Source organism: Parasphingopyxis marina, from assembly GCF_014237875.1.
In the GTDB taxonomy this organism is placed as follows: domain Bacteria; phylum Pseudomonadota; class Alphaproteobacteria; order Sphingomonadales; family Sphingomonadaceae; genus Parasphingopyxis; species Parasphingopyxis marina.
Genome location: NZ_JACJVJ010000001.1, coordinates 691,748 through 715,149, shown reverse-complemented (window position 1 = coordinate 715,149; position 23,402 = coordinate 691,748). Strand labels below are relative to the sequence as shown.

Below are 23,402 nucleotides of genomic sequence, written 5' to 3'. Positions count from 1 at the left end.
TCTAGATATCCGCGGACCGTGGCCGGATCGCGGTCAGCGTGTAGCGCAGGCCTGTGGGCGCATATTCGAGTTCGGCTTCGCCCTGAAAATCGCCGGGAAGGATACGTTCGAGCAGGGTCGAGCCGAAGCCGCCGCTGCCGTCCGGCATCGATACTTCGGGGCCGTTGGATTCGATCCATTTGAAGACGATCTCGTCGACGCCTTCCTTGCCGAACCGGCCCCAGGCGATTTGCACGGAACCGTCGGGCACCGAAAGCGCGCCATATTTGACCGCATTGGTCGCGAGTTCATTGACCGCCATTGCCAAGGTCAGGGCCGCGCGCGGCGAAAGCCGGATGCGCGGTCCGGCGACATGGAAGCGCGTCTCGTCGGCCAGCCGGAAGGCGCGCAGCGCCCGATCGACCACGCTCATGATATCGGCACCCATCCATTTTTCTTCGGTGAGAAGGTCGTGTGCGCCGGACAGCGCGTGGAGGCGGCTCGTAAATTCGGCCCGGGCATCGGCGATCGGCTCGTCCTTGCGGAACGACATGTGCGCGATCGCCTGTACCGTGGCGAGCGTGTTCTTCACCCGATGGTTGAGTTCGTCGACCAGCACCCGCAGCCGCTCTTCATTGGCCTTGCGCTCGGTAATGTCCTCGATCGCCGAAATGCAGAATAGCGGCTCGCCGTCCTCGTCGCGCTGCAGGCCAACCGTCAGGTTGATCCAGATCAGACCGCCATCCTTGTGAAAATACCGCTTTTCCATTGTGTAGGCAGGAATATCGCCCTTGATCAGCGCATCGAGCTGCTCGAGATCCGCGTCGAGATCGTCGGGATGCGTGATATCCTGAAAGGTAATCTGCAGGAGCTCTTCGCGCGAATAGCCGACGATATCGAGCAGCTTCTCGTTGACCCGCAGCCAGCGCCCCTGGAAGCTGACATGGGCCATGCCCACCGCTGCATTCTCGAATGTCGCGTCGATCAATCCGGCTTCCTGGTGAAACACACCGCGCTGATGAAGCATTCAACCACTCCGGCTTTGTCGCACGCGCCCGCAGGCCGTCCGATACGCGCCCAATACCCCGTATCCCAAAGACCAAGGGGTAGGCGGCATTGGTAAATTTTCTATTAGCCATGCCCGCCCCGCCGGCACGCATAATCCCACAGAAACAGGGCCGGCGCGGTTGCTCGCGCCGGCCCTGCCGTCAATCCAAGGGATCTCGCGAAACGGGCTAGAAGCCGAAACGGGCGGAAACGCCGTAGAAACGGGGCAGCCCCGGATAACCATCGACCGTTCCCGTTTGCTCGGGCACCGCGAAGCTGGAGATATTGTAATAGGTGTCGAACAGATTCTCGACGAACAGCGCGACCCGCCAGCGATCGTCGTCCGACGCGATGCCGATCCGGGCGTTGACGATGGCATGGCCTTCATTATCGGCAATGCCACGCCCGCCCGTGCTGGTCGCTTCATCGCTGCTGAAACGGGTATCGACGTGCAGCAACGCGTTCAGCCGGTCGGTCAAGGGCGGCGTCCACGTCGCGGCCCCGGTCAGCGTGTGCCGCGGCACATTGCTGAGTTGCAGCCCCTGCTCCCCGTCGAGCGGCGTGCCCGCAAGATTGCTGGAAGGATCATAGGAGACATCGGTATAGGCATAGCCGAACTGGAAGGTCAGGTCGCGAACGGGCCGGACGATGGCATCCATTTCGAAGCCCTTCGATATCGTCTGTTCGACATTCTGAACGAAGAAGCTCGTGCCCGAAAACACCAGCTGCTGATAGTTCGAGAAATCCTGATAGAAAGCCGCGATGTTGAAGGTGAATTCGCGGCCCCAGTTCGTCTTGAGACCGATCTCATAGGCGTCCACGGTTTCCGCCGCGAATTCGAGATCCTCGATCTGCGGGCCATCGCCGCCCAGCAGGACGGTATCGAAACCGGCGCGATCGAGATTATAGCCCCCCGATTTGTAGCCGCGATCGAACCCGGCATAGATCAGCGCGTCAGGCGTGATTTCATAGGCGAGCCGGATGGTGCCGGTAAATTCATCGTCGCTGGTGCTGCCCGAATAGGTCCCGTTGAATTCGGGGTTCACGGTCGGATTGCACGCCAGCAGGAACGCGGTCGGCACATTCGCAATGATCAGGCTGCTATAGGCCGTGGCGGCCGGGTCGAAGAAAAAATCGCAAGCCGGCGTATTCGCCACCAGATTTGCATCGATATCCTTTTCCTCGTGATTCCAGCGGAGGCCGAGCGTCAGCGAGAGTCCATCGGCGATTTCGATGACATTGTGCGTGAACAGCGCGATCGCCTGAGTATCGACGGTATAATTGTCGGCCAGCTGGCCGGATCCCTCGGGGTTGCCCGGCAGCGGCGTGTTTAACAGCGCGAACAGGGCGGGGTTTCCGGCGGCAGCGGCGGCAAGTTGCGGATTGGTCGCCAACAGCACCTGGCCGAATTCCGGTACGGTCGGGCCGAAGCTGTCGAAAAATTCGAACCCGGCGGCCGGATTGAACGCAAAGGCACCGTCGGCATATTGATTGGCCTGCGCGCCCAGGCGGACATTGTCGCGAAGGGTCAGCGTTTCGTTCAGATAGAAACCGCCGACGAGCCAGTCGAGCCGGTCGTCGAACGCGGTGCCCTGGATGCGGATTTCCTGGGTGAAATCCTGCAGCCCGGTGCGGTAGCCATCGCGATACGCCCGGTCCATCCCGGAAAAATCGATGTCCTGATTGCGCAGGGAGCGCCAATCCCGGAACGCCGTGATCGAGGTCAGCGTAACGGTATCGAATTCATAGGTGGCTTCGGCGGAAACGCCCCAGTCCTTGACCGCTTCATTATAGTTGCGGCCGGGCGTTACCGCCATCATCCGGTCTTCCGGATCGGCAACGGGGATACCCGCATTGCCCGCCAGCCCGGCAACGAAATCGACGATCCCGGCGGTGGGGCCGCGCGCGATGTTGACGGCGCCGCAGCACTCTTCGTCGGTCTCGGCATAGTCCGCGATGAAGCGGATCGTCAGCCGTTCGTTCTCGAACAGGCCCTGTCCGCGCACGGCGTAACGATCGACGGTGTTGATATCGCGGCCGCTGTTTACGTCGGTGATATAGCCGTCGCGCTGGCGATAGACGCCGTCGAGCCGCAGCGCGATGGCGTCGCTAACCGGCCCGGTGACCATGCCGCGCAATTCATAGGCATCGTAATTGCCATAGCTGCCCTCGACGAAGCCGCCGAGTTCGAATTCCGGCATCTCCGTCGCGATACTCAGCGCACCGGCTGACGTATTACGTCCGAACAGCGTGCCCTGCGGGCCGCGCAGCACTTCGACGCGCTCGATCGGCGGAAGTTCGCTGAGAGCAACGCCGGCGCGGGCGCGATAGACGCCGTCGATGAACACGCCGACGGCGGGCTCGAAGCCGGGATTGTCGCCGGCGGTGCCGATGCCGCGAATGCCGAGCGCCGTGGCGTTCGAGGAGGATTGGCCGGTGGTCGCGACGAGGCTCGGCGTCAGCTGTTCGAAATCGCGGATATCGGCCACGCCGGCATTTTCAACCAGCTCGCCGCCGAGAACGGAAACAGAAAGCGGCACGCTCTGCACGTCTTCGGAACGCCGCGTGGCGGTCACCAGGATCACCGTATCGCCGAACGTTTCGTTATCGGCGGCCGCAGGTGCGGCCTCGTCTTCGATGGACTGCGCGCCAGCCGGCGTCGCGGCGAAATACAGGGCCGCACCGGCCAGCAAAATGGACTTTTTCACTTTTCATTCCTTCGGGGGTCTTGGGTGGGGGATGACAATTGTGATCGCTGGCAATGCGGCAGCATCGACCTGCGGATCGGGGGGTGAATTTGCGGACCGGATGTCCGGCCCGGCTAACGATAGCGACAAGAGGTTAATTCCAGGCCCGGTATCGACGATCTTGCCTCTGCACTCTGCAAAGGGCCGTTCGGATGGGGACGATGAAACGGCCATGGATGCAAGCGAAGGCCGGAACGGTACGCACTATACTATACATAATCCTTGTCGCAGACTTTCGAGGGGCGAGCGCAGCCGGGCAGATGGGTACGCCCCGGCCGGGCGGACGCTCTCCCGACCACAAAATGGGGGACGGGAAACTCGTCTATATTCTTGAGAAAATGGTGCTGCTGGAGAGAATTGAACTCTCGACCTCACCCTTACCAAGGGTGCGCTCTACCCCTGAGCTACAGCAGCAAACCGGTACGCATCAAAGCAGGGCGCGCCTATGGCGGCAGCGCGCGCCTTTTGTCAAGCACAGCTTGGCAAGGCGGCGGCGAAACGGCATGACGCGGCGCATGAGCGATGCAAAGGACGCCAAGGACAAACGCGCGAAGCGGCTGGCCGAGGAGCTGCGCAAGAACCTGCGTCGCCGCAAAGGCCAGGCGCGCGAACAGCGAAGCGGAGGCGATAGCGGCGAACCCGCCGGGGACTAATTTATAGTCGCAGCGTCGCCGGGCCCGCTGCAGCGTCCACAGTCGCGCTGCGACGTATCGAAATACCAGTAGATCCCGGCGGCAAGGACCAGCCCGCCAATCAGCGCGGGAAGCGCGATCCGCCGGTTGAGCCGGCGGCGGCGTTCGCGCATTTCGTCGCTTTGCCCCGGAAATTTCATACCGGTACCGTCAATCCAGCGGCGCGCACATTTCGCCGAGCCAGGCAGCAGCCGCATCATCGAGGTGCGGTCCGATCCGGGCGACGACATCGGCATGATAGCCGTCCACCCAATCGCACTCGACGGCCGTCAGCATCGTCGTATCGATCAGATTGCGGTCGATCGGTACGAAGGTGAGCGTTTCGAAGCCGAGCATCGTCGCTTCACCGCCTGCGATCTCGCGTTCTTCGATGGCGACGAGATTTTCGATCCGGATGCCATACTCGCCGGCCTTGTAATAACCGGGTTCGTTCGAAAGGATCATCCCGGCGTGCAGGGGTTCGTCCCAGCCGGAGCCCGGATAGTTGGCCGCGCTGATCCGCTGCGGCCCTTCATGAACGCCCAGGAAACTGCCGACGCCATGGCCGGTGCCGTGCATATAGTCGAGCCCCGCGGCCCAGAGATATTGCCGCGCGAAACTGTCGAGCTGGCTGCCGCGCGTACCTTGCGGAAAAACCGCTGTCGCCAGCGCGATATGGCCCTTCAGCACGCGGGTGAAGCGATCGCGCATTTCCGGCGTCGGCGTGCCGATGATCACGGTCCGCGTCACATCGGTCGTGCCGTCGGGATATTGGCCGCCGCTATCGATCAGATAGATGGAGTCCATTTCGAGCGGGATGCTGGATTCCTCGGAAACGCGGTAGTGCGGGCTCGCGCCGTGCGGCCCGGCGCCCGAAATCGAGTCGAAGGACAGATCGCGCAGCAGCGGGTTTTCCTGACGGAATTCCAGCAGCCGCTTCGCCGCCGACATTTCGGTAACGCCGCCCTTGGGCGCCTCAATCGACAGCCAGTGCAGGAAGCGCACGAGCGCCGCGCCGTCGCGTTCGTGGGAATCGCGCATGCCCTGCAGCTCGACCGGATTCTTGATGGCCTTCGGCAGCACGGCCGGTTCGGCTTCGGACAATATCGTCGCGCCGGCATCCTCAAGCGTCTGGAAGATCGCCGCGACCGCGCGTTCGGGGTCGGCGATCACACGCTTGCCCTTGAGCGACCCAAGCACCCCCTGGAAAGCCGAACGCTCATGCACGCGAACGCCATTGCCGAGATGGCGCTGGACGTCTTCGCTCATCTTGTCCGGCTCTACGAAGAAATCGGCCGTGCCGTCCTTGTGAACGATGGCATAGGCGAGCGCGACCGGCGTGTGATCGACATCGGCGCCGCGGATGTTGAATGTCCAGGCGATCGAATCGAGTGCGGCGAGCACTGCGGCATCGGCCTTTTTCTCCGCCATTTCGTCGGCCATGTCCTGGCGCTTACGGGGCGATGACTTGCCGGCAAACTTCTCGTCATGGACGATCAGCTTGGCGTCCGAAGGCAAAGGTTTGTCGGGCCACACGGCATCGATCGGATTGGTGTCGACGGCAACGAGTTCCGCGCCCTTTTCCGCAAGCGCCTTGGTCGCGGCCGTCACCCATTGCCTCGTGTGGAGCCAGGGATCGTATCCGATCCGGCCACCCTGGCTGGCATGATCCTTCAGCCAGTCGGCGACGCTCGTCGCAGGCACGCCTACATATTCCCAATTCTCGCCATCGACCTGCTCGCGGACCTGCAGGGTGTAGCGTCCGTCCGTAAAGATAGCGGCCTCTTCCGACATCACCACGGCGGTGCCGGCCGAGCCCTGAAAGCCCGTCAGCCAGCCAAGGCGCTGGGCATAGGCGCCGACATATTCGCTCATATGTTCGTCGGTCAGCGGCACGACGAAACCGGTGAGCTTGCGGGACGCGAGCTCCTCGCGCAGCGCGTTGAGACGATCTTCGTAGGTGGACATGGCAATTGGCCCTTTTGGTGTTACTAGCGGCCTACATAGTCGCCCGAACGGCGGCGCGCCACCGCCAGAAAGGACTTCCCGCCATGCCGATACGTTCCTTGCTTGCCGCCGTCAGCCTCGTCGCCATCGCCGCACCGGCACTCGCCCAGCAGGAAAATGAAACCGTGTCCGAAACCGCCGCTTCCGAAATGCCCGCGCCGCCCGTTGCCGAGCAGCGCCCTCACAGCTTCACCCTGCACGGGATCACGGTCGAGGATCCCTATTTCTGGCTGAAGGACCAGGGTTATCCCGAAATCGACGACGAGCCCGTGCTCGACTATCTGCGCGCCGAAAACGCCTATTTCGAAGCGGTCATGGCCCCGCACCAGCCGCTTATCGACACGCTCTATGCCGAAATGCGCGGCCGGCTCCCGGAAAACGACGCCAGCGTCCCGGTTCCCGACGGCGATTACGAATATTGGTATGCCTATAATGAAGGCCAGGAATACCGGCTCTGGTACCGCCGCCCGATAGCCGGCGGTGACGACGAACTGCTGCTCGACGAGAATGCGCTGGCCGAAGGGCATGAGCAATTCTCGCTCGGCACCGTGCAGGTGAGCCCCGATGCCCGGCTGCTTGCCTATTCGACCGATACCGACGGCGCGGAGCGTTATGTGCTGCGTTTCCTTAATCTCGAAACCGGCGAAACGCTGCCCGATGCCATTCCCGGCATATTGGGCGACGTCGTCTGGGCCGCCGATTCCGCGAGCATCGTCTACACGCCGGTCGACGACAATTGGCGCTCCAAAGTGGCGATGCATCACCGGCTGGGCACCGATCCTTCGGAAGATGCCGAGCTTTATCGCGAGCCCGAAGAAGGCATGGAAATCGGCATCGACATGACCCAGTCGCGCAGATTCCTGACGGTTTGGGCCGGCGACAATGTCAGCAACGAGATCCGCCTCGTCCCGCTCGACGATCTGACGGCCGAACCGGTGCTGGTGTCGCCGCGCGAAACCAACCGGCTTTACGATGTCGACGAGCATGAGGGCACGCTCTACATCCACACCAACGACGAGCATGTGAATTTCCGTCTCGCAACCGCGCCGGTCGAGGCGCCCGTCGAATGGACCGAACTGGTCGCAGGATCGGACGATTTCTACATCACCGGGCTGACGACCTTCCAGAATTTCTACGTCGTCGAGGCGCGTGAACGCGGGCTCGATCAGGTCGAGATCCGCTATTACGACAATGAGACCGTCGAGCGCATCCCCTTCCCCGAAGCGAGCTATACGGCGGGTCTCGGCCCGGTCGCCGAGTTCGATACGGATACGATCCGCATCGATTACGAGTCGATGGTCACCCCCGATACCGATTACAGTTATGCCGTGGGCTATGACTCGGCCGAGGGCGGCGGGACGCTGACCACGCTCAAGGTGCAGCAGGTGCCTTCGGGTTATGACGCCAGCCAATATGTCACCGAGCGGCTCGAAATCGAGGCACGCGACGGCACCATGGTGCCCGTCAGCCTCGTCCATCGCCGCGATGTGACCCCTAACGCCGATACGCCGGTCCATCTCTATGCCTATGGCGCCTATGGCTATGCCGTGACGCCCTATTTCTCGACCCGGCAGCTGAGCCTTGTCGATCGCGGCTTCATCTTCGCCATCGCCCACATCCGCGGCGGCGACGATCTCGGCTATCAATGGTATCTCGACGGCAAGCTCGAACGTCGCACCAACACCTTCAACGATTTCGTGGATGTCGGCCGCGGGCTGGTCGCGCGCGGCTATACGAGCGAAGGCCGGATAGCGGCCTCGGGCGGTTCGGCGGGCGGCGAGCTGATGGGCGTGATCGCCAACACCGATCCCGAGCTGTTCGGCGCGATCGTCGCCGAAGTGCCGTTCGTCGACGTGCTCAACACGATGCTGGATGAATCGCTCCCTCTCACCCCCGGCGAGTGGCCCGAATGGGGCAACCCGATCACCGATCCCGACGCCTTCCGCCTGATCCAGAGCTATTCGCCCTATGACAATGTCACGGCGCAAGATTATCCGCCGATGATGATCACCGCGGGCCTCAACGATCCGCGCGTGACCTATTGGGAACCGGCGAAATGGACGGCCCGGCTGCGCGCGACGCGCACCGACGACAATTTGACGGTGTTGCGGACCAATATGGGTGCGGGGCACCAGGGCCAGTCCGGCCGCTTCCAGTCGATCGTCGACGAAGCCCAGGCCCAGGCCTTCATCCTGACCCAGCTCGGCGTGGAGGAGTAAGCGTAGCCGCATGAGCCGCGACAGGGCCTTCTCGCACAGGGTCACCGCAAGGCCCGAACATATCGACGAGCTCGGCCATGTGAACAACGCGGTCTGGGTGCAGTGGATCCAGGAACTCGCGGTCGCGCACTGGAACGCGGTGTCCGATCCCGCGCATGTAGCTGCCTATATCTGGGTCGTGACCCGGCACGAGATCGACTATCTGCGTCCCGCTCTGGAAGGCGAAACGGTGACGGGCACCACATGGATCGAAGAAGGGCCGAAAGGCGCGCGGTTCGACCGATATATGGAATTTACAGGCGGGGACGGAAAGCCGCGCATTCGGGCGAAGACCACCTGGGCGATGATCGACCGGGCAAGCGGCAAGCCGTTACGCGTGCCGCCCGAAGTCGCCGCGCCGTTCCTTTAGCGTCTTCTAGCGTTCGGTGAGCGCGTGGAGCGTCGCACGCAGCGCCGAGCGATCGGACGTCATCCGGATATGGGCGGAATCGATTTCGATCGTCCGGTCCGCCTCCCCCTTGCCGCCGCGCGCGAGGGCCGGCGGAATTACGCCATCCTGCCGCGACCAGAGCGCGATGGTCTTGACCGGCGGCTTTTCGTGTGTCGCGCAGGCATAGGGCGGCTCGTCCACCTTGTGACCCGCCACCCATTCGTAAATCCGCCAGATGCGGATCGAGTGGAGATCGCCGGAAAAGGGGCTGCCCAGGGTCACCACGCGTTCGACCTTGTCTGGCCGGCATTTCGCAAGCTCTCGCGCAATGATGCCGCCAATGCTCCAGCCGACCAGCGCAACCCGGCGGCCTGATTGAACGTGAAGCGCATCGAGTCGCTCGATCAGCTTCGGCATGGTTTCTTCGGTGACACCGAAATTGCGCCCCTGCTCCCAGCCATGCACGCCGAAATTATTCGCGCCGAGGGCGGCATAAAGCCCGCGCATAGACCGGTCGGAAGCGAGGAATCCCGGAATGCCGAGTACGGGACGTCCACCGCCGTCGACGGTTCCGGCCAGGGAGCGGCCCGTACTTTCGGAGAAAAAGCGGAAACAGGCTTCCCAGCCCTCACGCGCCAAGCCGCCCAGGCCCGGGCGTTCGATCGCGGGAGACGCGGCTATTGCGCCGGTGCTGTTGAAACTCGTCTGCATGGCTTCCAGTGTCACAAAAACGTAAAGGAAGCCGAAACGGGCCCGACAATCAAGGCTTTGGGGGGAAGCGGGCCGCCCGAAACGCGGCAGCCCGCCCCGATTCCGCGTTAGCGGTCGCGCTGGACCTCGAAGCTGCCGCTCCACCGGCCGTAATTGCGGCTCTCGACGCCGTTGCGACGGCTGCCATTATAAGAGCTGCGTCCCGACTGCGGCGTCACGCGAATGGTGCCGCCGCGGGTATCGATCACACCGGCATGCACCGCTGCGCGGCAAATGCTGGAATCATCAGTGTAAATACCGGTGCCCCATACCGTGCCGCCCTGGCTTGCGCCGCTTGGGCATTCGCAGCGCAAAGTTGCACGGGAACCGCGCAGGGCGACCGCGTTGCGCGGGCATTCCTCCGCCCGGCCCCAATTGGGCGGTGGGTTTCCGCTGCTGCTGCCGGAGAATTCGAAGCTGCCGCTCCACCGGCCATAGTTGCGCGTTTCGACACCGTTGCGATAGCTGCCGCTATAGGAACTGCGGCCCGACCGCGGCCACAGGGTGACGGCACCGCCGCGCCCGCTGATCACGCCGGCATGAAGAGCCGCGCGGCAAATGTTCGAATCGTCGGTATAGGTGTTGGTGCCCCAAACCGTGCCCGACTGCGTGTCGCTCGCCGAACACTGGCACTGCACGGCCCGGTTGCTGCCGCGGAACGAGGTCGCATTGCCCGGGCAAGCCTGGCCGTTGCCATAACCCGGCCGGTCTTCAGGTCCGCCGCCATAATCGCCGTTCGCGAAGCGGAAGCTGCGCGGCCAAAGCCCGTAATCGCGGGATGTAACGCCATTCTGCGTCGAACCGTGATGATTGCCATGGGCGCCAAGAAACACGACGCGAACATTGCCGCCGCCAGGACCGACTTTGCCGTCATGCAGCGCGGCCCTGCAGACGCTTGAATCGTCCGTAAAATATCCGGTGCCCCAGACATTGCCGGAACGGACAGCACTCGCGCTGCAATAGCAGGTTTCGGAGCCCCGGGTCTGGCCGAACTGCGCGGACGTTCTCGGACATTCGCGATATTGCTGGGATTGCATCGCTTCGCCCGGCGTTGCGACGGGCAACGAGAGCAGCGCGAAAAGCGCCAGCACGAAGGGTATGGCTATTCGGGTCATCACAGTCTCCCTGTTCGACGCGCCCCGTTCCAGCGCCTCGCAATAGTTTCGGTGCGACCCTTTTCGAGGAGCAGTCTTGCCGAAAATCAGGAGCTTGGCAACCGCTGACAGGGCCCGCGCGAAGGCCTATGCCCTTGGCAATGGGTAGGAAGGTAATCATTATCGGCGCAGGGCATAATGGCCTTGTCTGCGCCTGGTATCTGGCCCGCGCCGGCTATCGCGTCGAAATGCTGGAGACGCGATCCATCGTCGGCGGCGCTGCGGTGACCGAAACCTTCCACCCCGGCTTTCGCAATTCGACGGCGAGCTACACGGTCGGCCTGCTTGATCCCGGAATCATTGCCGACATGAAGCTCCACGATCATGGGCTGAGAATCGTCGAGCGGCCGATCGACAATTTCCTGCCGCTGGGCGAGGATGGCTATCTGATTCTCGGCGGCGGGCGCAGTCATGCGGAGGTTGCCAAATTCTCGGTGCGGGACGCCGAGAGATTACCCGAATATCGGCAGCGGCTTTCGGCCGCCGCCGCGCTGCTGCGCTATCTTGCCGATGTCATCCCGCCCAATGCCGGCGGCGGCATTGCGGATCTGTTCCGTGCGCTCGGCCAAGGGCGCGCGGCACTCAAACTGCCGCTCGACGCGCAGCGCGACGCGATCGACCTTTTCACCCGCTCGGCGCGCGAATTCCTGGGCGGCTTTTTCGAAAGCGAGCCGGTAAAGGCCGCCTTCGGCTTCGACAGCATCGTCGGCGCCTATCACAGCCCCGACACGCCGGGATCGGCCTATGTGCTGCTCCACCATGTCTTCAACGAAGTGAACGGCAAGGATGGGAAATGGGGCCATGCCATCGGCGGCATGGGCGCAATCACCCAGGCGATGGCGCGCGCCTGCGAAGCGCTGGGCATCAACATCCGTACCGACGAAACCGTCGCTAAGGTGTTGGCGGATTCGGGCCATGCCGATGGCGTGGAAACCGCGAACGGCGAACGCATCAGGGGCGATATCGTCATCGGTAACGTCCATCCCAAGCGGCTGTTGCTCGATCTCGTCGAACCCGGATTGCTCGACCCGGCATTGCGCGCCCGGATGGAACAGCACGCCTCGGGATCGGGCACCTTCCGGATGAACGTCGCGCTGAAGGAATTGCCGCGCTTTGCCTGCCTGCCGGAACCGGGCCCGCATCTTTCCAGCGGCATCATCATCGCGCCGAGCCTCGACTATATGGACGCGGCCTATCAGGAGGCCCGCACGCGGGGTTGGTCGAAGGCCCCGGTAATCGAGATGCTGATCCCTTCCACGATGGACGACACGCTGGCGCCGCCCGGCGCGCATGTCGCCAGCCTGTTCTGCCAGCATTTCGATCCGACGCTCGACTGGGACAGGCATCGCGAAGCGGCGGCCGACACCATCCTCGACACGGTCGAGGCGCATGCACCCGGATTCCGGTCCAGCATCCTCGGCCAGATGGCTCTCTCTCCGCTGGATCTCGAACGGCGCTTTGGACTGGTCGGCGGCGATATCTTCCACGGCCGGATGTCGCTCGACCAGCTCTGGGCGATGCGGCCGATGCTGGGGCTTGCCGATCACCGGATGCCGGTGCCCGGCCTCTATCTGTGCGGCGCGGGCGCGCATCCGGGCGGCGGCGTCACCGGGCGGCCCGGCCGTAATGCGGCCCAGGCGGTCATAAAGGACGGGCGGCGATTCTTTCGAACCGCCGCCCGCGCCTGAAACAAAAGGGTGAAACCCTATCCTTCGTCGGTCTGGAATTCGAAGCTGCCGGACCAGGTGCCATAGTCGCGCGTGGTCACGCCGTTCGCTTCCGAGCCGGAATAGCTGCTGAGGCCATCGACCACCGTGAAGGTGACTTCGCCGCCATCGGCTTCGATCACACCGGCATGGACGGCCGCACGGCAAATCCGCGAATCGTCGGTATAGGTTTCGCTACCCCATACCGAACCGCTTGCCGAAGCGGCGGCATCGCAGCCGCACGTCACCGTTTCGCCCGTGCCGCGCAGATCGCGGGCATTGGCAGGACAAGCTTCAACCGCTGCCACTTCCTCTTCCGGTTCGCCGGCTTCGGCACCTTCGAAGAAGAAGCTGCCGCCCCAGCTGCCCCAGCGCCGCGTTTCGACGCCGTTCGCGGTCGCGGCCGAATAGGAATCGCGGCCCGGCAGGAAGGTGATCGTCACATTGGCGGGTTCATCGCCAACGAGACCCGCGTGCATCGCCGCGCGACAAACCGCCGAATCGTCCGAATAGGGCCCCGCACCCCAGACACTGCCGGTTTCGGCCGTCTCAGCCGAGCAGGAGCAGGTGAAGCTGTCTTCCGAACCGCGCATATCCTGTACCCTGTCGGGGCAAGCATCGGCGAGCGGCTCGGCTTCGACGACCTCTTCTTCGGCCGGCGCTTCCGCCGCGCCGCCGCAAGCGGTGAGAATGGCCGCCGACGCCGCAAGCGCCGACATGGTGAGAATGGTAGTGCGTTTCATAAAAATCCCCTCGTGATGACTTCAAGGTGCCGGACGCGACCCGGCCGAATCGAAACGACCTTAACGGCGGCTGGAGACTATCCGCGCGTTGGAAAGCTGGCAAATGCCGCGACGCGGTGCCCGGCACTCTGGCCTTCACCGCCGCAATGGCTATGAGGGGAAAACACGCACATCCAAGCGGAGCAGAGAATGATCGAAGTGGAATGGTGGGAGTTTGACGATGCCGAAACGATGGCGGGCGAAGTCGCCGGCGATATCGGCTTCATCATCGAAAAGGCCATCGAAACCAACGGCAAGGCCGAACTGGCTCTGCCTGGCGGCCAAACGCCGCAGCCGATTCTCGAAGTGCTCGCCAAGCGCGATTTCGACTGGTCCAAGGTCCGCGTCTTTCCGACCAACGAACGCATCGTCGATGCGGGGAGCGAATATAGCAATTTCGAGATGCTCGAGCGGATTCTCGGCCCGACCGGAGCGACCGTCGAGCCGCTGCTCGATCATCACCAGCACTGGAGCACCAAGGAAGCCGGCCAGAGCGCCGATGCGCGGCTGGCAGGGTTCAGCTGGCCGGTCGATCTCGTCTGGCTCGGCATGGGGGACGACGGCTCGACGGCCTCGATATTCCCGAATGTGATGGACGATGCGATCAACGCGCCCAAGGCGCGCCGGGCGATCGGCGTGACGCCCGATCCGATGCCCGCCGACGCGCCGGTCGACCGGGTGACGATGACGCGCGGCGCGCTGCTGGCGGCACACACCATGATCGTCACGCTATCCGGCGCCCAGAAGAAAGAATTGCTCGAAAAGGCGATCGACGATGGGCCGCTGTCCAACGTGCCGATCGGCCGGGTTCTCGCCGAAACCGAAATCCCGATCGATATCTACTGGAGCGCCAACTAGCCGAACACCGGAGGGGATGAGGATGGACGAGAGCGAAAACGCCGGTCCTGAAAGCGAAGAGCAACGCATCGCCCGCGAGAGCGGCTATTGGCGCGCCAATGTCCGGCTGCTCGCGGTGCTGATGACGATCTGGTTTATCGTCTCCTTTGGTTGCGGGATCCTGTTTCGCGATTTCCTCGACCAGTGGAGCCTCGGCGGATATCCGCTCGGCTTCTGGTTCGCCCAGCAAGGTTCGATCTACGTCTTCATCCTGCTGATCGTCGTCTATGTCCGCAAGATGCGGGTGATCGAGCGCGAATATGGGGTCGATGGCGAATGACGACCCAAACGCTTATCTACCTATTCGTCGGCGCGAGTTTCGCGCTGTATATCGGCATCGCCATTGCCTCGCGAGCGGCCTCGACGAGCGAGTTCTATGTCGCGGACGGCCATGTCCATCCGATCGTCAACGGCATGGCGACCGCCGCCGACTGGATGAGCGCGGCGAGCTTCATTTCGATGGCGGGGCTGATCGCCTTTCTGGGCTACGACGGATCGGTCTATCTGATGGGCTGGACCGGCGGCTATGTGATGCTCGCCCTGCTGCTCGCACCGTATCTCCGCAAGTTCGGCCAATATACCGTCCCGGATTTCATCGGCGCGCGTTATTACTCGAGCGCCGCGAGGGTCGTCGCCGTGGTGTGCCTGATCTTCATCAGCTTCACCTATATTGCCGGGCAGATGCGCGGGGTCGGCATCGTCTTTTCGCGCTTCCTGGAGGTGCCGGTCGATCTCGGCGTGATCATCGGCATGGGGATCGTCTTCGTCTACGCCGTGCTCGGCGGGATGAAGGGGATCACCTATACGCAGGTCGCGCAATATTGCGTGCTGATCTTCGCCTATATGGTGCCGGCCTTCTTCATCAGCTTTCTCGTCACCGGCAATCCGGTGCCGCAAATCGGCCTCGGCAGTCAGGTCGCCGACGGATCGGGGCTCTACGTCCTCCAGAAGCTCGACGGCACGCTCACCGATCTCGGTTTCACGGCGTACACCGACGGCACCAAATCGATGATCGACATTTTCTGCATAACCGCCGCGCTGATGATCGGCACGGCAGGGTTGCCGCATGTCATCGTGCGCTTCTTCACCGTGCCGAGCGCGCGGGATGCGCGCAAATCGGCGGGCTGGGCGCTGGTCTTCATCGCGCTCCTTTATACCACCGCACCGGCCGTGGGCGCCTTTGCGCGGCTGAATTTCGTCGAGACGGTCAACGAGACGCCATACACGCAAGCCCCCGGCTGGTTCACCAACTGGGAGGAAAACGACCTTATCGCCTTTAACGACCGCAACGGCGACGGCGTCATGCAATATCGCTCGGGCGATCCCTTTGCCGGCGCGCCCGTCTTTACCGAAGAACGCGGCGCATCGGGCGAGCGGCTCGTCTCCAACGACGCGACCGAGGGCGAGAACGAGGTCTATGTCGACCGCGACATCATGGTGCTCGCCAATCCGGAGATCGCGAACCTGCCGGGCTGGGTGATCGCGCTGGTCGCGGCGGGCGGGCTGGCGGCGGCGCTCTCGACGGCGGCGGGTCTGTTGCTCGTCATCTCGACGGCGGTGAGTCACGATCTTCTGAAACAGACTTTCCGGCCGAAAATAACCGAGAAAGGCGAGCTCCGCGCCGCGCGTATCGCGGCGACGGCGGCGATCCTCGTCGCCGGCTATCTCGGCATCTATCCGCCGGGTTTCGTTGCGCAGGTGGTCGCCTTCGCCTTCGGGCTGGCCGCGGCCTCGCTCTTCCCGGCGATTTTCATGGGCATCTTTTCCAAACGCATGAACAAGGAAGGGGCGATCGCCGGCATGGTCACCGGCCTCACCTTCACCTTCCTCTATATCGCCTGGTTCAAACTCTGGTCGCCCGAGAGCAATGTTGCGGAAAACTGGTGGTTCGGGATTTCGCCTGAGGGCATCGGCGTGATCGGTATGCTGCTGAACTTCGCCGTAGCGATCAGCGTCTCGGCGGCGACCAAGGCGCCGCCGCTCGAAATCCGCAGGCTCGTCGACCGGATCAGGCTGCCCGGCAACGCCGGGGCCTGATCCTGCCGGAATCGCGCGCCTAATTGTGGAGCGCGAGGCCGATCTGCTTCAGATTGTTGCTGGACTTGGGCGTATCGGTGCTCCGTGCGGCTTCGCGCGCCGACTGTACGGCGGGAAGCAGCAGCGCGATGCCGCCGGTAACATTTTCGAGTTCGTCATTGTTGAGTTCTTCGGGCTTCGTCTTGTTCGTCATCGTTGCGTCTCCATGCGTTGTTTCCGATCGACGGTATGGGACATCGCCAAAGGCCGCATTGTGACCGGCATCACCGGTCGAAACGGAAATCCGGAAAAGATTTGCCCTTTTAGGGGCCGGGTTCCTGTGCATCCGGCATCATGGGTGCCATCACGCCGACATTGACGAACCATTGCTGGCCGCTGGCACGGCGGTGGCGGACGAGATCTTCCTGCATTTCGAACATACCGGGAAAAAGGTTGGTCTCCGGAACCGGTTCGCCGGCAAAACGCATATAGGCCTGGTCCGCCGCATAGGCCGGCCAATCGGGGCGGCCCTCGCCGGACGGAACGCCGGTACGGGCAAAACTCACCCAATAATCCATCATCGCCGAAGATAGCGCGATCTCATCCGCCCCGTCCGGCCGGGGCCAGTTGGGCGGTAGCGACGCCTCAGGCCCGGTCTGGCCGAAGACGAAGGGCAGTTCGCTCGCATGAAAGGCGCAAATTGCCCGCTCGCGCGCGGCGGGATCGCAATGGTCGAACAGATAAAGATAGGCCGGAAGCCCGGCCGCCGAATGCCGGTCCACCAGATATTCGCTGGCCCAGCCGAACACGGCATCGCGCAATGTCGCCATCATGCTTTCGCGGATATCCGACGACGGATAGAGGCGGAGAAATTCGGGCGCGAGATCGCCATAGCGCCGCACGATTTCGGCCTCATAGCTCGCGGCATCGGTGGGGATGGCCGGCAGCGGAACGAGCCCCGCGCGCATCTCCCCTTCGGTAAAGCCGGTCAGCAACGGCACCGGCGCCTGACGCCCCGCATCGAACGTCTCGACGGCCTGTTCGGTGAGCGCCCAACCGTCGATCGTTCCTTCGGGGCGGAAGCCCGCCATCAGCGCCGTCATCATCAGCCTCTCCGCATCCATTGCCCGCAGGGCGGCGAGGTCGGCCGCTCCCAGCGCGGAGGCGATAGCGGCGCCGGTCTCCTCGGCCGGCGTCAGGCCGTAGACCGTCCGGCGGAGTTCCGGCACGGCGCGGGTATTGGTGCTCTGGGCGATCGCCTTGTGGAACAGGCCGCGGGCGAGCGGGCTCACCATCAGATAGGTAACGCTGAGCGCGCCCGCCGATTCGCCCATGATCGTGACATTACCGGGATCGCCTCCGAATGCGGCGATATTGTCCCGCGTCCAGCGTAACGCGGCGATCTGGTCGAGCAGGCCGTAATTGCCCGATGCGGCGTGCGGCGATTCCGCGCTGAGCTCGGGATGCGCAAGCCAGCCGAGCGCGCCGAGCCGATAGTTGATCGACACGAAGACGATACCCCGCTCGGCAAAGTTGGCGCCGTCGTACATTGGCTCCGCGCTGCCGCCGATCCGCAGCGATCCGCCATGGATCCAGACGATCACCGGCGCATCGGCCGCGTCTTCCGGCGCCCAGATGTTGAGCGTCAGACAGTCTTCGCTAACCGTCTCAGGCGGGTCGAAATATAGGCTGGTCGGGGGCACCGGGGGCTGGATGCAGCTCGGCCCGAAGGTTGTGGCATCGCGTATCTCCTCCCAAGCCGATGGCGGCGCGGGCGGACGCCAACGGGCGTCTCCGACCGGCGGCGCGGCATAGGGAATGCCCCTGAAAATGTGGAGCCCGTTTTCGGAGACGCCGGCCAGCCTGCCCTGTTCGACGACGGCCTCGGGCCCATCGGTGGCATGGGCGGACGCCGGGAAGCCCGTCGCAAGCGCCGCGGCGAGCAGCATGACCGCGCGAATGAGTTGGCGGGTCTTCAGGATAGGAGTCTCCCCTTCGCCCGATTCGCGACCGTCGTTCCGCTTGTCATCCGGGCGCGCCAGAAATACACTATCGCGATAGTGAATATCAATGGCGCAAAGGCCGTTGCCCCGCGCATAAGATGAATCGGCGCGCGGAAGAAATCCGGGAGAGGGTATGAAAAGCCAGGATGCAACCCGGCGCCAGTTTCTGGCCGGGACGACGGCGCTGCCGCTGATACCATCGACCCTGATGCCGTCTGCTCTCAAGGCGGCGACCGGCCGATCGACATCGGTGGCTGACGATCTGGCCCGTTATATCGGCTTTGGAAACAAACAATCCGGCGGCGAAGGCGACAATGCCTGCGGAGCATGGCTCGAGGCCGAGCTCGAAAGCGCGGGCTTTTCCGTCGAGCGGCAGACCCTGAGCGTGCCCTTTTTCGATGCGGAGCGCAGCGACCTTGTCTGCGGCGAGGAGCACGCTGCGCTCCAGCCGCAGCCGATCGTCATCCCGAGCGGACCGGACGGGATCACCGGCCCGCTCGTGCGCGTCGGCCCCGAAGGCATGTCCGCGTCACTCGCCGGTGCCATCGCGCTCATCGACCTGCCATCGCGGCGCTGGTCGACCGCGCTGTCCGATGCCATCCGGCGGCCGATCGAAACCGCCTTTGCCCGAGGCGCGCGCGCCGCCATCGTCATCACCAACGGCCCGACGGGAAAGACGATCGCGCTGAACACCGACGGTCGCGAACCGATGTTCGCCGGCCCGGTCGCGCTTCTGGCGCCGGAAGCGGCCGCGCCGTTTCTCGCCGCGGCGACGCGCGGCGACCGTGCCACGATGACCGTGACCGGCATCGGCGGACGGCGGCCCTGCTTCAACATTTCCGGACGCATAGACCGGGGCCGGGGCCGCTGGCTCGTCGTCTCCACGCCGCGTTCCGGCTGGGGCAGCTGCGCGGGGGAACGTGGCGGCGGCGTGGCCGCATGGCTCGAAATCGCGCGTTGGGCCGGCAGCGCCGCGACGCAGTTCGACCTCGCCTTCATCTGCAACAGCGCGCACGAATATCAATATCTCGGCGCCGAGGAGATGCTGCACGCCGCCGCGCCGCGCCCGGAAGAAACGGCCTTCTGGCTGCATCTCGGCGCCAACCTTGCTTCGCGCGACTGGCACGATTCCGTCGGCGCGATGACGCCGCTTCCCGGCACGGATTCGCAGCGCTATCTAGTCGTCAGTCCAGAATTGCTGCCGGCGGCGCAGCGCGAATTTTCGGGGCTTGCCGGGCTCGAAGCGCCCTATTCAAGCGAGGACCTGTCGGCCGGCGAGCTGACCAATGTCATCGAGGCCGGCTATGCGCCGGTCGCCGGAATTTTCGGCATTCACCGCTTTCACCATATCGCCGAAGACGATGCGCGCTGCGTATCGGCGGGCGCCGTGGCGGAAACATCCGCCGCCTTCCGGCGGCTGGTCGAGCATGTCCTGGCGACCGCGTAAAAAAGGCGGAGGCGGCACAAACCGCCTCCGCTAGTGCCTTCCGGCCCCCTTAATTGTCGATATTGCGCCGGAAGGTTTCGGGCAGGAAGAGAATGCCGACTATCGCCGTCATTCCTGCCACGAGCACGGGATACCAGAGCCCGTAATAGATATCCCCGGTGGCCGCGACCATGGCGAAGGCCACCGTCGGCAGGAATCCGCCGAACCAGCCATTGCCGATATGATAGGGAAGCGACATCGAGGTGTAGCGGATACGCGCCGGGAACAGCTCGACCAGCATCGCGGCCAGGGGCGCATAGACCGCCGTTGCCAGCAACATGATCGCGACGATGATCGCAATCACCAGCGGCCGGTTGATCAGCGCCGGATCGGCCTCCGAGGGATAGCCGGCGCTTTCGAGCGCGGCGCCGACCTCATCGCGGAAAGCGGAAATCGCGGCGACCCTTTGCTCGCCCGACAAAGCTGCGGGATCCGGCGCACGGATCACCCTTCCACCGACCCGCACTTCGGCAATCGTGCCGGCGGGCATCTCGACATTGCTGTAATTCACGCCGCTGCGCGCGAGATAGGCCTTGGCGATGTCGCAGCTCGAGGTGTCGAAAGTGTTGCTGCCGATCGGATCGAACTGGAACGAACATTCGCCGTCATGCGCAACCACGGTTACCGGCGAGCTTTCCACCGCCTCTGCCAGTGCAGGGTTTGCGGCATGGGTGAGCAGTTGGAACAGCGGAAAGAGCGTAACGGTCGCGAGGACGCAGCTCGTCATGATGATCTTCTTGCGACCGATCTTGTCGCTGAGCCAACCGAAGAAAATGAAGGTTGGTGTGGCGATGATCAGGGCGATGACGAGCAGGATATTCGCTGTCGCGCCGTCGATCCTGGCGATCCGTTCGAGATAGAAAAGCGTATAGAACTGAGCCGTATAGCCGATCACCCCCTGCCCCGCGACGGCGCCGAACAGCGCGATCAGCACGAATTTGAGATTGCCCCAGCGCGCAAAGGCTTCCTTGAGCGGCGCCTTGGAGGTCTTGCCCTCCTCCTTCATCTTCTGGAAGACCGGGCTCTCGGCAAGCTGCATCCGGATCCAGAGCGACACCGCAAGCAGCAGGATCGACACAAGGAACGGCACGCGCCAGCCCCAGCTGGCAAAGGCTTCCTCGCCCAACAGCGTACGCAGCCCGATCACCAGCAGCAGTGCCGTGAACAGGCCCACCGTCGCGGTCGTCTGGATGAAGCTCGTGAAAAGGCCGCGCCGGTTATGCGGTGCATGCTCGGCGACATAGGTTGCCGCCCCGCCATATTCGCCGCCCACGGCCAGCCCCTGCAACAGCCTTAGGCCCACAAGGATGATGGGCGCCGCCACACCGATCGAAGCGTAGCTCGGTAAAAAGCCGACGGCGAAGGTGGAAAGACCCATCAATCCCATGGTGACGAGGAAAGTGTTCTTCCTTCCCACCAGATCGCCGACGCGGCCGAACACGATCGAGCCGAAGGGACGCACGGCGAAACCCGCGGCAAACGCCCCCAAAGCGAGAATGAACGCGGTGGTTTCGTTGACGCCCGAAAAGAACTGGGCGGAGATATAGGTCGCGAGCAGGCCGTAGAGATAGAAGTCGTACCATTCGAACATGGTGCCGAGCGACGAGGCGGCGATGACCAGTTTTTCGCTTTGTTTCGCCCCGCTGGGCTCTGCATCATCCTTGGGCAATACCGTTTCGTTCGTCGCCATTTCTCATCCCCTCCCCGCGCCCCTTTTTTGGGCTTCGGCCTTTCCATTCGGCGCCGTGTTTATTTGTTTCGCGCCGGCTCGTTCTTGCTTCGGCGCTAGCGCGAAACCGCCATCGCCGGCAGTTTGCAGCCGGCACTGGCCAGTTCACGCTCCGCCTGGACGAAACCATATGCGGGGACGGTTTCGGCCGATCGGTCGCCGATCGCCTCCCAGCTATCGGCCACGCGTTCGGCAGCGTTTTCTCCGCCGCCAACGTAAACGCCTTCGGTGAGCGTGACGTGCGCGCGGGCGAAATGCCCGCCGCCCGCGCAGAGGATGGCCCGTGTCGGGGCATCGTCGCCGACCAGCGCCAGCAGGCCCGGACTAACCAAAGCAGGGTCCAGTTGCGCGAGCGCATCTTCCGACAGTACGCCGTCCGTCATCTGCGTCGCTGCGGTCGGTGCGAGCGCATTGACGCGAATCCCGTATTTCTCGCCCTCGATCGCCAGGGTCTGCATCAGTCCGACCAGCGCCATTTTCGCGGCGCCATAATTTGCCTGTCCGAAATTGCCGTAGAGCCCTGAAGACGAAGTCGTCATCACGATGCGTCCATGATGCTGCCCGCGCATGATGTCCCACACGGCCTTGGCGCAGATCGCAGCGCCCATCAGATGGACGTCCAGAACCAGCCGGAAATCGTCGAGATCCATCTTGGCGAAGCTCCGATCGCGCAGGATGCCGGCATTGTTGACGAGAATGTCGATACGCCCCCACTCCGCCATCGCCCGATCGACCATCGCGGCGACCTTGACCATATCGGTGACCGATGCCCCCACACCGATCGCCGCGCCGCCGCCGGAGCGAATTTCCTCGGCGACGCTTTCCGCCCCCGCTGCATCGAGATCATTGACGACGATTTTCGCGCCCAGTTTCGATAGCTGCAACGCATGGCAGCGCCCCAGCCCGCCTCCGGCGCCGGTGACGATGGCAATCCGCCCGTCAAGATTCATCCTACCCGTCTGCTGATCCATTTTCAGTTCTTCACTCTCACGCTAGTTAATGACTTGGGCGGCGCGCGCGTCCATCGCGCTACATTTTCTCACAACCGCTAGTTCCCCTTGCAGATCTCGTTGAAGCCCGCCGCCATGAACTTCGCCATGCGCTTTTTGACCGCAGAATAATCCTCGGACTTGCAAAGCCCGCCCGACAGCGTGTCGATACGCCCCGTCCGCGCGAGCGTGAGCATCAATGCGCCGGTGACAAAATGGTAGCCCCAGAAGATGTCTTCCTCGGCACAATCGGGAAGCGCTTTCTTGAGCAAGTCGATTAGCCGCAGCACGACGGGATCGAAATGCTTGTCCATCAGTTCGGTGCCCTCGGACGCGTTCGATGCCCGCGCGCCGAAAGCCGCATAATTCTTCCACCCTTCGCCGCCCTGGATATAGAGATCGAGATCGGTATCCAGAAAGGCGTGCAATGCCCCTTCGACTGTGGGCTTGCCGCCGGTCGACGCGTCATAATCGTCGAGCGCCTTCATCCGCAATTCGCTGGTCACGCCGGCACGCCGCGCGAAGACCGATTCGAACAGCTTCTGCTTGTCGTCGAAATAATAGTTTACGAGCGTGTGATGCACGCCGACCCGCTTGGCGACATCGTTGAGCGTCACGCCGTAAAGGCCGCGCTTGGAAAACAGGTATTCGGCGGCGTCCAGAATTTGCTCGGTCATCTCCGCACGCCGTTCCGCTTTCGTCAGCCGTTTGCGCCGTGGTTTGTCGGCTTCTGCCAAGATGCGCCCCTTCCGTTTGGCTTCGACGGGCTGGTACATAATCGAATTTCGCC

The 23,402-nt window shown here is 63.4% G+C and carries 20 protein-coding genes and 1 tRNA gene; 8 read left to right on the top strand and 13 right to left on the bottom strand.

The features are described from left to right. Position 1: 1 nt before the first annotated feature. The 3 genes from H6P80_RS03560 to H6P80_RS03550 all read right to left on the bottom strand — a co-directional run bounded on the left by H6P80_RS03560 (position 2) and on the right by H6P80_RS03550 (position 4,187). Positions 2 to 1,006 carry a sensor histidine kinase gene (locus H6P80_RS03560; RefSeq protein WP_185799951.1) on the bottom strand — a complete coding sequence of 335 codons (1,005 nt, stop codon included), beginning with the start codon at positions 1,004 to 1,006 and terminating at the stop codon, positions 2 to 4. A gap of 208 nt (positions 1,007 to 1,214) precedes the next feature. Beyond that, positions 1,215 to 3,734 carry a TonB-dependent receptor gene (locus H6P80_RS03555; protein WP_185799950.1) on the bottom strand — a complete coding sequence of 840 codons (2,520 nt, stop codon included), beginning with the start codon at positions 3,732 to 3,734 and terminating at the stop codon, positions 1,215 to 1,217. 378 nt (positions 3,735 to 4,112) lie between these two features. Next, positions 4,113 to 4,187 (bottom strand) — tRNA-Thr (locus tag H6P80_RS03550). A 101-nt stretch (positions 4,188 to 4,288) separates the two neighbouring features. Here H6P80_RS03550 and H6P80_RS03545 point away from each other — a divergent pair. Then, entirely contained in the window at positions 4,289 to 4,426 is a 138-nt protein-coding gene (locus tag H6P80_RS03545; RefSeq protein WP_185799949.1) for a hypothetical protein, read from the top strand. Here H6P80_RS03545 and H6P80_RS03540 read toward each other — a convergent pair. Then, positions 4,423 to 4,578 (bottom strand): hypothetical protein, encoded by a 156-nt coding sequence (locus tag H6P80_RS03540; protein WP_185799948.1) that lies wholly within the window; start codon positions 4,576 to 4,578, stop codon positions 4,423 to 4,425. The two genes, H6P80_RS03545 and H6P80_RS03540, sit on opposite strands and share 4 nt — an antisense overlap. Positions 4,579 to 4,615: 37 nt before the next feature. Next, a complete protein-coding gene (locus H6P80_RS03535; RefSeq protein WP_185799947.1) occupies positions 4,616 to 6,412 on the bottom strand; it encodes an aminopeptidase P family protein in 1,797 nt (598 codons plus the stop codon). A gap of 188 nt (positions 6,413 to 6,600) precedes the next feature. Between H6P80_RS03535 and H6P80_RS03530 the strand changes: the two genes are divergently transcribed. Then, entirely contained in the window at positions 6,601 to 8,670 is a 2,070-nt protein-coding gene (locus H6P80_RS03530) for a S9 family peptidase (protein ID WP_235973793.1), read from the top strand. Between the two features lie 10 nt (positions 8,671 to 8,680). Further along, positions 8,681 to 9,079 (top strand): acyl-CoA thioesterase, encoded by a 399-nt coding sequence (locus H6P80_RS03525; protein WP_185799945.1) that lies wholly within the window; start codon positions 8,681 to 8,683, stop codon positions 9,077 to 9,079. Between the two features lie 6 nt (positions 9,080 to 9,085). Here H6P80_RS03525 and H6P80_RS03520 read toward each other — a convergent pair whose 3' ends face one another. Both H6P80_RS03520 and H6P80_RS03515 read right to left on the bottom strand, forming a co-directional pair. Continuing rightward, positions 9,086 to 9,811, bottom strand: coding sequence for an esterase/lipase family protein (locus tag H6P80_RS03520; RefSeq protein ID WP_185799944.1), 726 nt, complete (start codon positions 9,809 to 9,811; stop codon positions 9,086 to 9,088). A 107-nt stretch (positions 9,812 to 9,918) separates the two neighbouring features. Next, positions 9,919 to 10,965, bottom strand: a complete 1,047-nt coding sequence (locus H6P80_RS03515) for an LCCL domain-containing protein (protein WP_185799943.1) — start codon at positions 10,963 to 10,965, stop codon at positions 9,919 to 9,921. A 140-nt stretch (positions 10,966 to 11,105) separates the two neighbouring features. Between H6P80_RS03515 and H6P80_RS03510 the strand changes: the two genes are divergently transcribed. Next, a complete protein-coding gene (locus H6P80_RS03510; protein WP_185799942.1) occupies positions 11,106 to 12,692 on the top strand; it encodes a phytoene desaturase family protein in 1,587 nt (528 codons plus the stop codon). A gap of 17 nt (positions 12,693 to 12,709) precedes the next feature. Here H6P80_RS03510 and H6P80_RS16395 read toward each other — a convergent pair whose 3' ends face one another. Further along, positions 12,710 to 13,453 carry an LCCL domain-containing protein gene (locus tag H6P80_RS16395; RefSeq protein ID WP_221892870.1) on the bottom strand — a complete coding sequence of 248 codons (744 nt, stop codon included), beginning with the start codon at positions 13,451 to 13,453 and terminating at the stop codon, positions 12,710 to 12,712. Positions 13,454 to 13,642: 189 nt separating this feature from the next. Between H6P80_RS16395 and H6P80_RS03500 the strand changes: the two genes are divergently transcribed. From H6P80_RS03500 to H6P80_RS03490, 3 genes are read left to right on the top strand one after another with little or no spacing between them, the layout of a single operon-like run. Continuing rightward, on the top strand, positions 13,643 to 14,350 hold the full coding sequence (locus tag H6P80_RS03500; protein ID WP_185799941.1) for a 6-phosphogluconolactonase: 708 nt from the start codon (positions 13,643 to 13,645) through the stop codon (positions 14,348 to 14,350). 22 nt (positions 14,351 to 14,372) lie between these two features. Then, on the top strand, positions 14,373 to 14,669 hold the full coding sequence (locus tag H6P80_RS03495) for a DUF4212 domain-containing protein (RefSeq protein ID WP_185799940.1): 297 nt from the start codon (positions 14,373 to 14,375) through the stop codon (positions 14,667 to 14,669). Then, positions 14,666 to 16,426 carry a sodium:solute symporter family protein gene (locus H6P80_RS03490; RefSeq protein WP_185799939.1) on the top strand — a complete coding sequence of 587 codons (1,761 nt, stop codon included), beginning with the start codon at positions 14,666 to 14,668 and terminating at the stop codon, positions 16,424 to 16,426. The genes H6P80_RS03495 and H6P80_RS03490 overlap by 4 nt, the downstream gene beginning before the upstream one ends. Positions 16,427 to 16,445: 19 nt before the next feature. Here H6P80_RS03490 and H6P80_RS03485 read toward each other — a convergent pair whose 3' ends face one another. Next, the gene (locus H6P80_RS03485) at positions 16,446 to 16,619 is read right to left on the bottom strand and encodes a DUF1559 family PulG-like putative transporter (RefSeq protein ID WP_221892868.1); all 174 of its coding nucleotides are present in this window, start codon (positions 16,617 to 16,619) and stop codon (positions 16,446 to 16,448) included. A gap of 109 nt (positions 16,620 to 16,728) precedes the next feature. Further along, on the bottom strand, positions 16,729 to 18,354 hold the full coding sequence (locus H6P80_RS03480) for a carboxylesterase/lipase family protein (protein WP_185799938.1): 1,626 nt from the start codon (positions 18,352 to 18,354) through the stop codon (positions 16,729 to 16,731). Between the two features lie 187 nt (positions 18,355 to 18,541). On the opposite strand from H6P80_RS03480, the gene H6P80_RS03475 reads away from it, so the two are divergent. After that, positions 18,542 to 19,855: a protease-associated domain-containing protein gene (locus tag H6P80_RS03475; RefSeq protein ID WP_185799937.1), complete on the top strand. Its 1,314-nt coding sequence runs from the start codon at positions 18,542 to 18,544 to the stop codon at positions 19,853 to 19,855. A gap of 49 nt (positions 19,856 to 19,904) precedes the next feature. On the opposite strand, the gene H6P80_RS03470 is transcribed toward H6P80_RS03475, so the two are convergent. From H6P80_RS03470 to H6P80_RS03460, 3 genes are all read right to left on the bottom strand, one after another. After that, positions 19,905 to 21,584, bottom strand: a complete 1,680-nt coding sequence (locus H6P80_RS03470; protein WP_185799936.1) for an MFS transporter — start codon at positions 21,582 to 21,584, stop codon at positions 19,905 to 19,907. Between the two features lie 95 nt (positions 21,585 to 21,679). Next, a complete protein-coding gene (locus H6P80_RS03465; RefSeq protein ID WP_235973701.1) occupies positions 21,680 to 22,594 on the bottom strand; it encodes an SDR family NAD(P)-dependent oxidoreductase in 915 nt (304 codons plus the stop codon). 77 nt (positions 22,595 to 22,671) lie between these two features. Continuing rightward, on the bottom strand, positions 22,672 to 23,289 hold the full coding sequence (locus H6P80_RS03460; protein ID WP_235973792.1) for a TetR/AcrR family transcriptional regulator: 618 nt from the start codon (positions 23,287 to 23,289) through the stop codon (positions 22,672 to 22,674). Between the last annotated feature and the right edge of the window lie 113 nt (positions 23,290 to 23,402).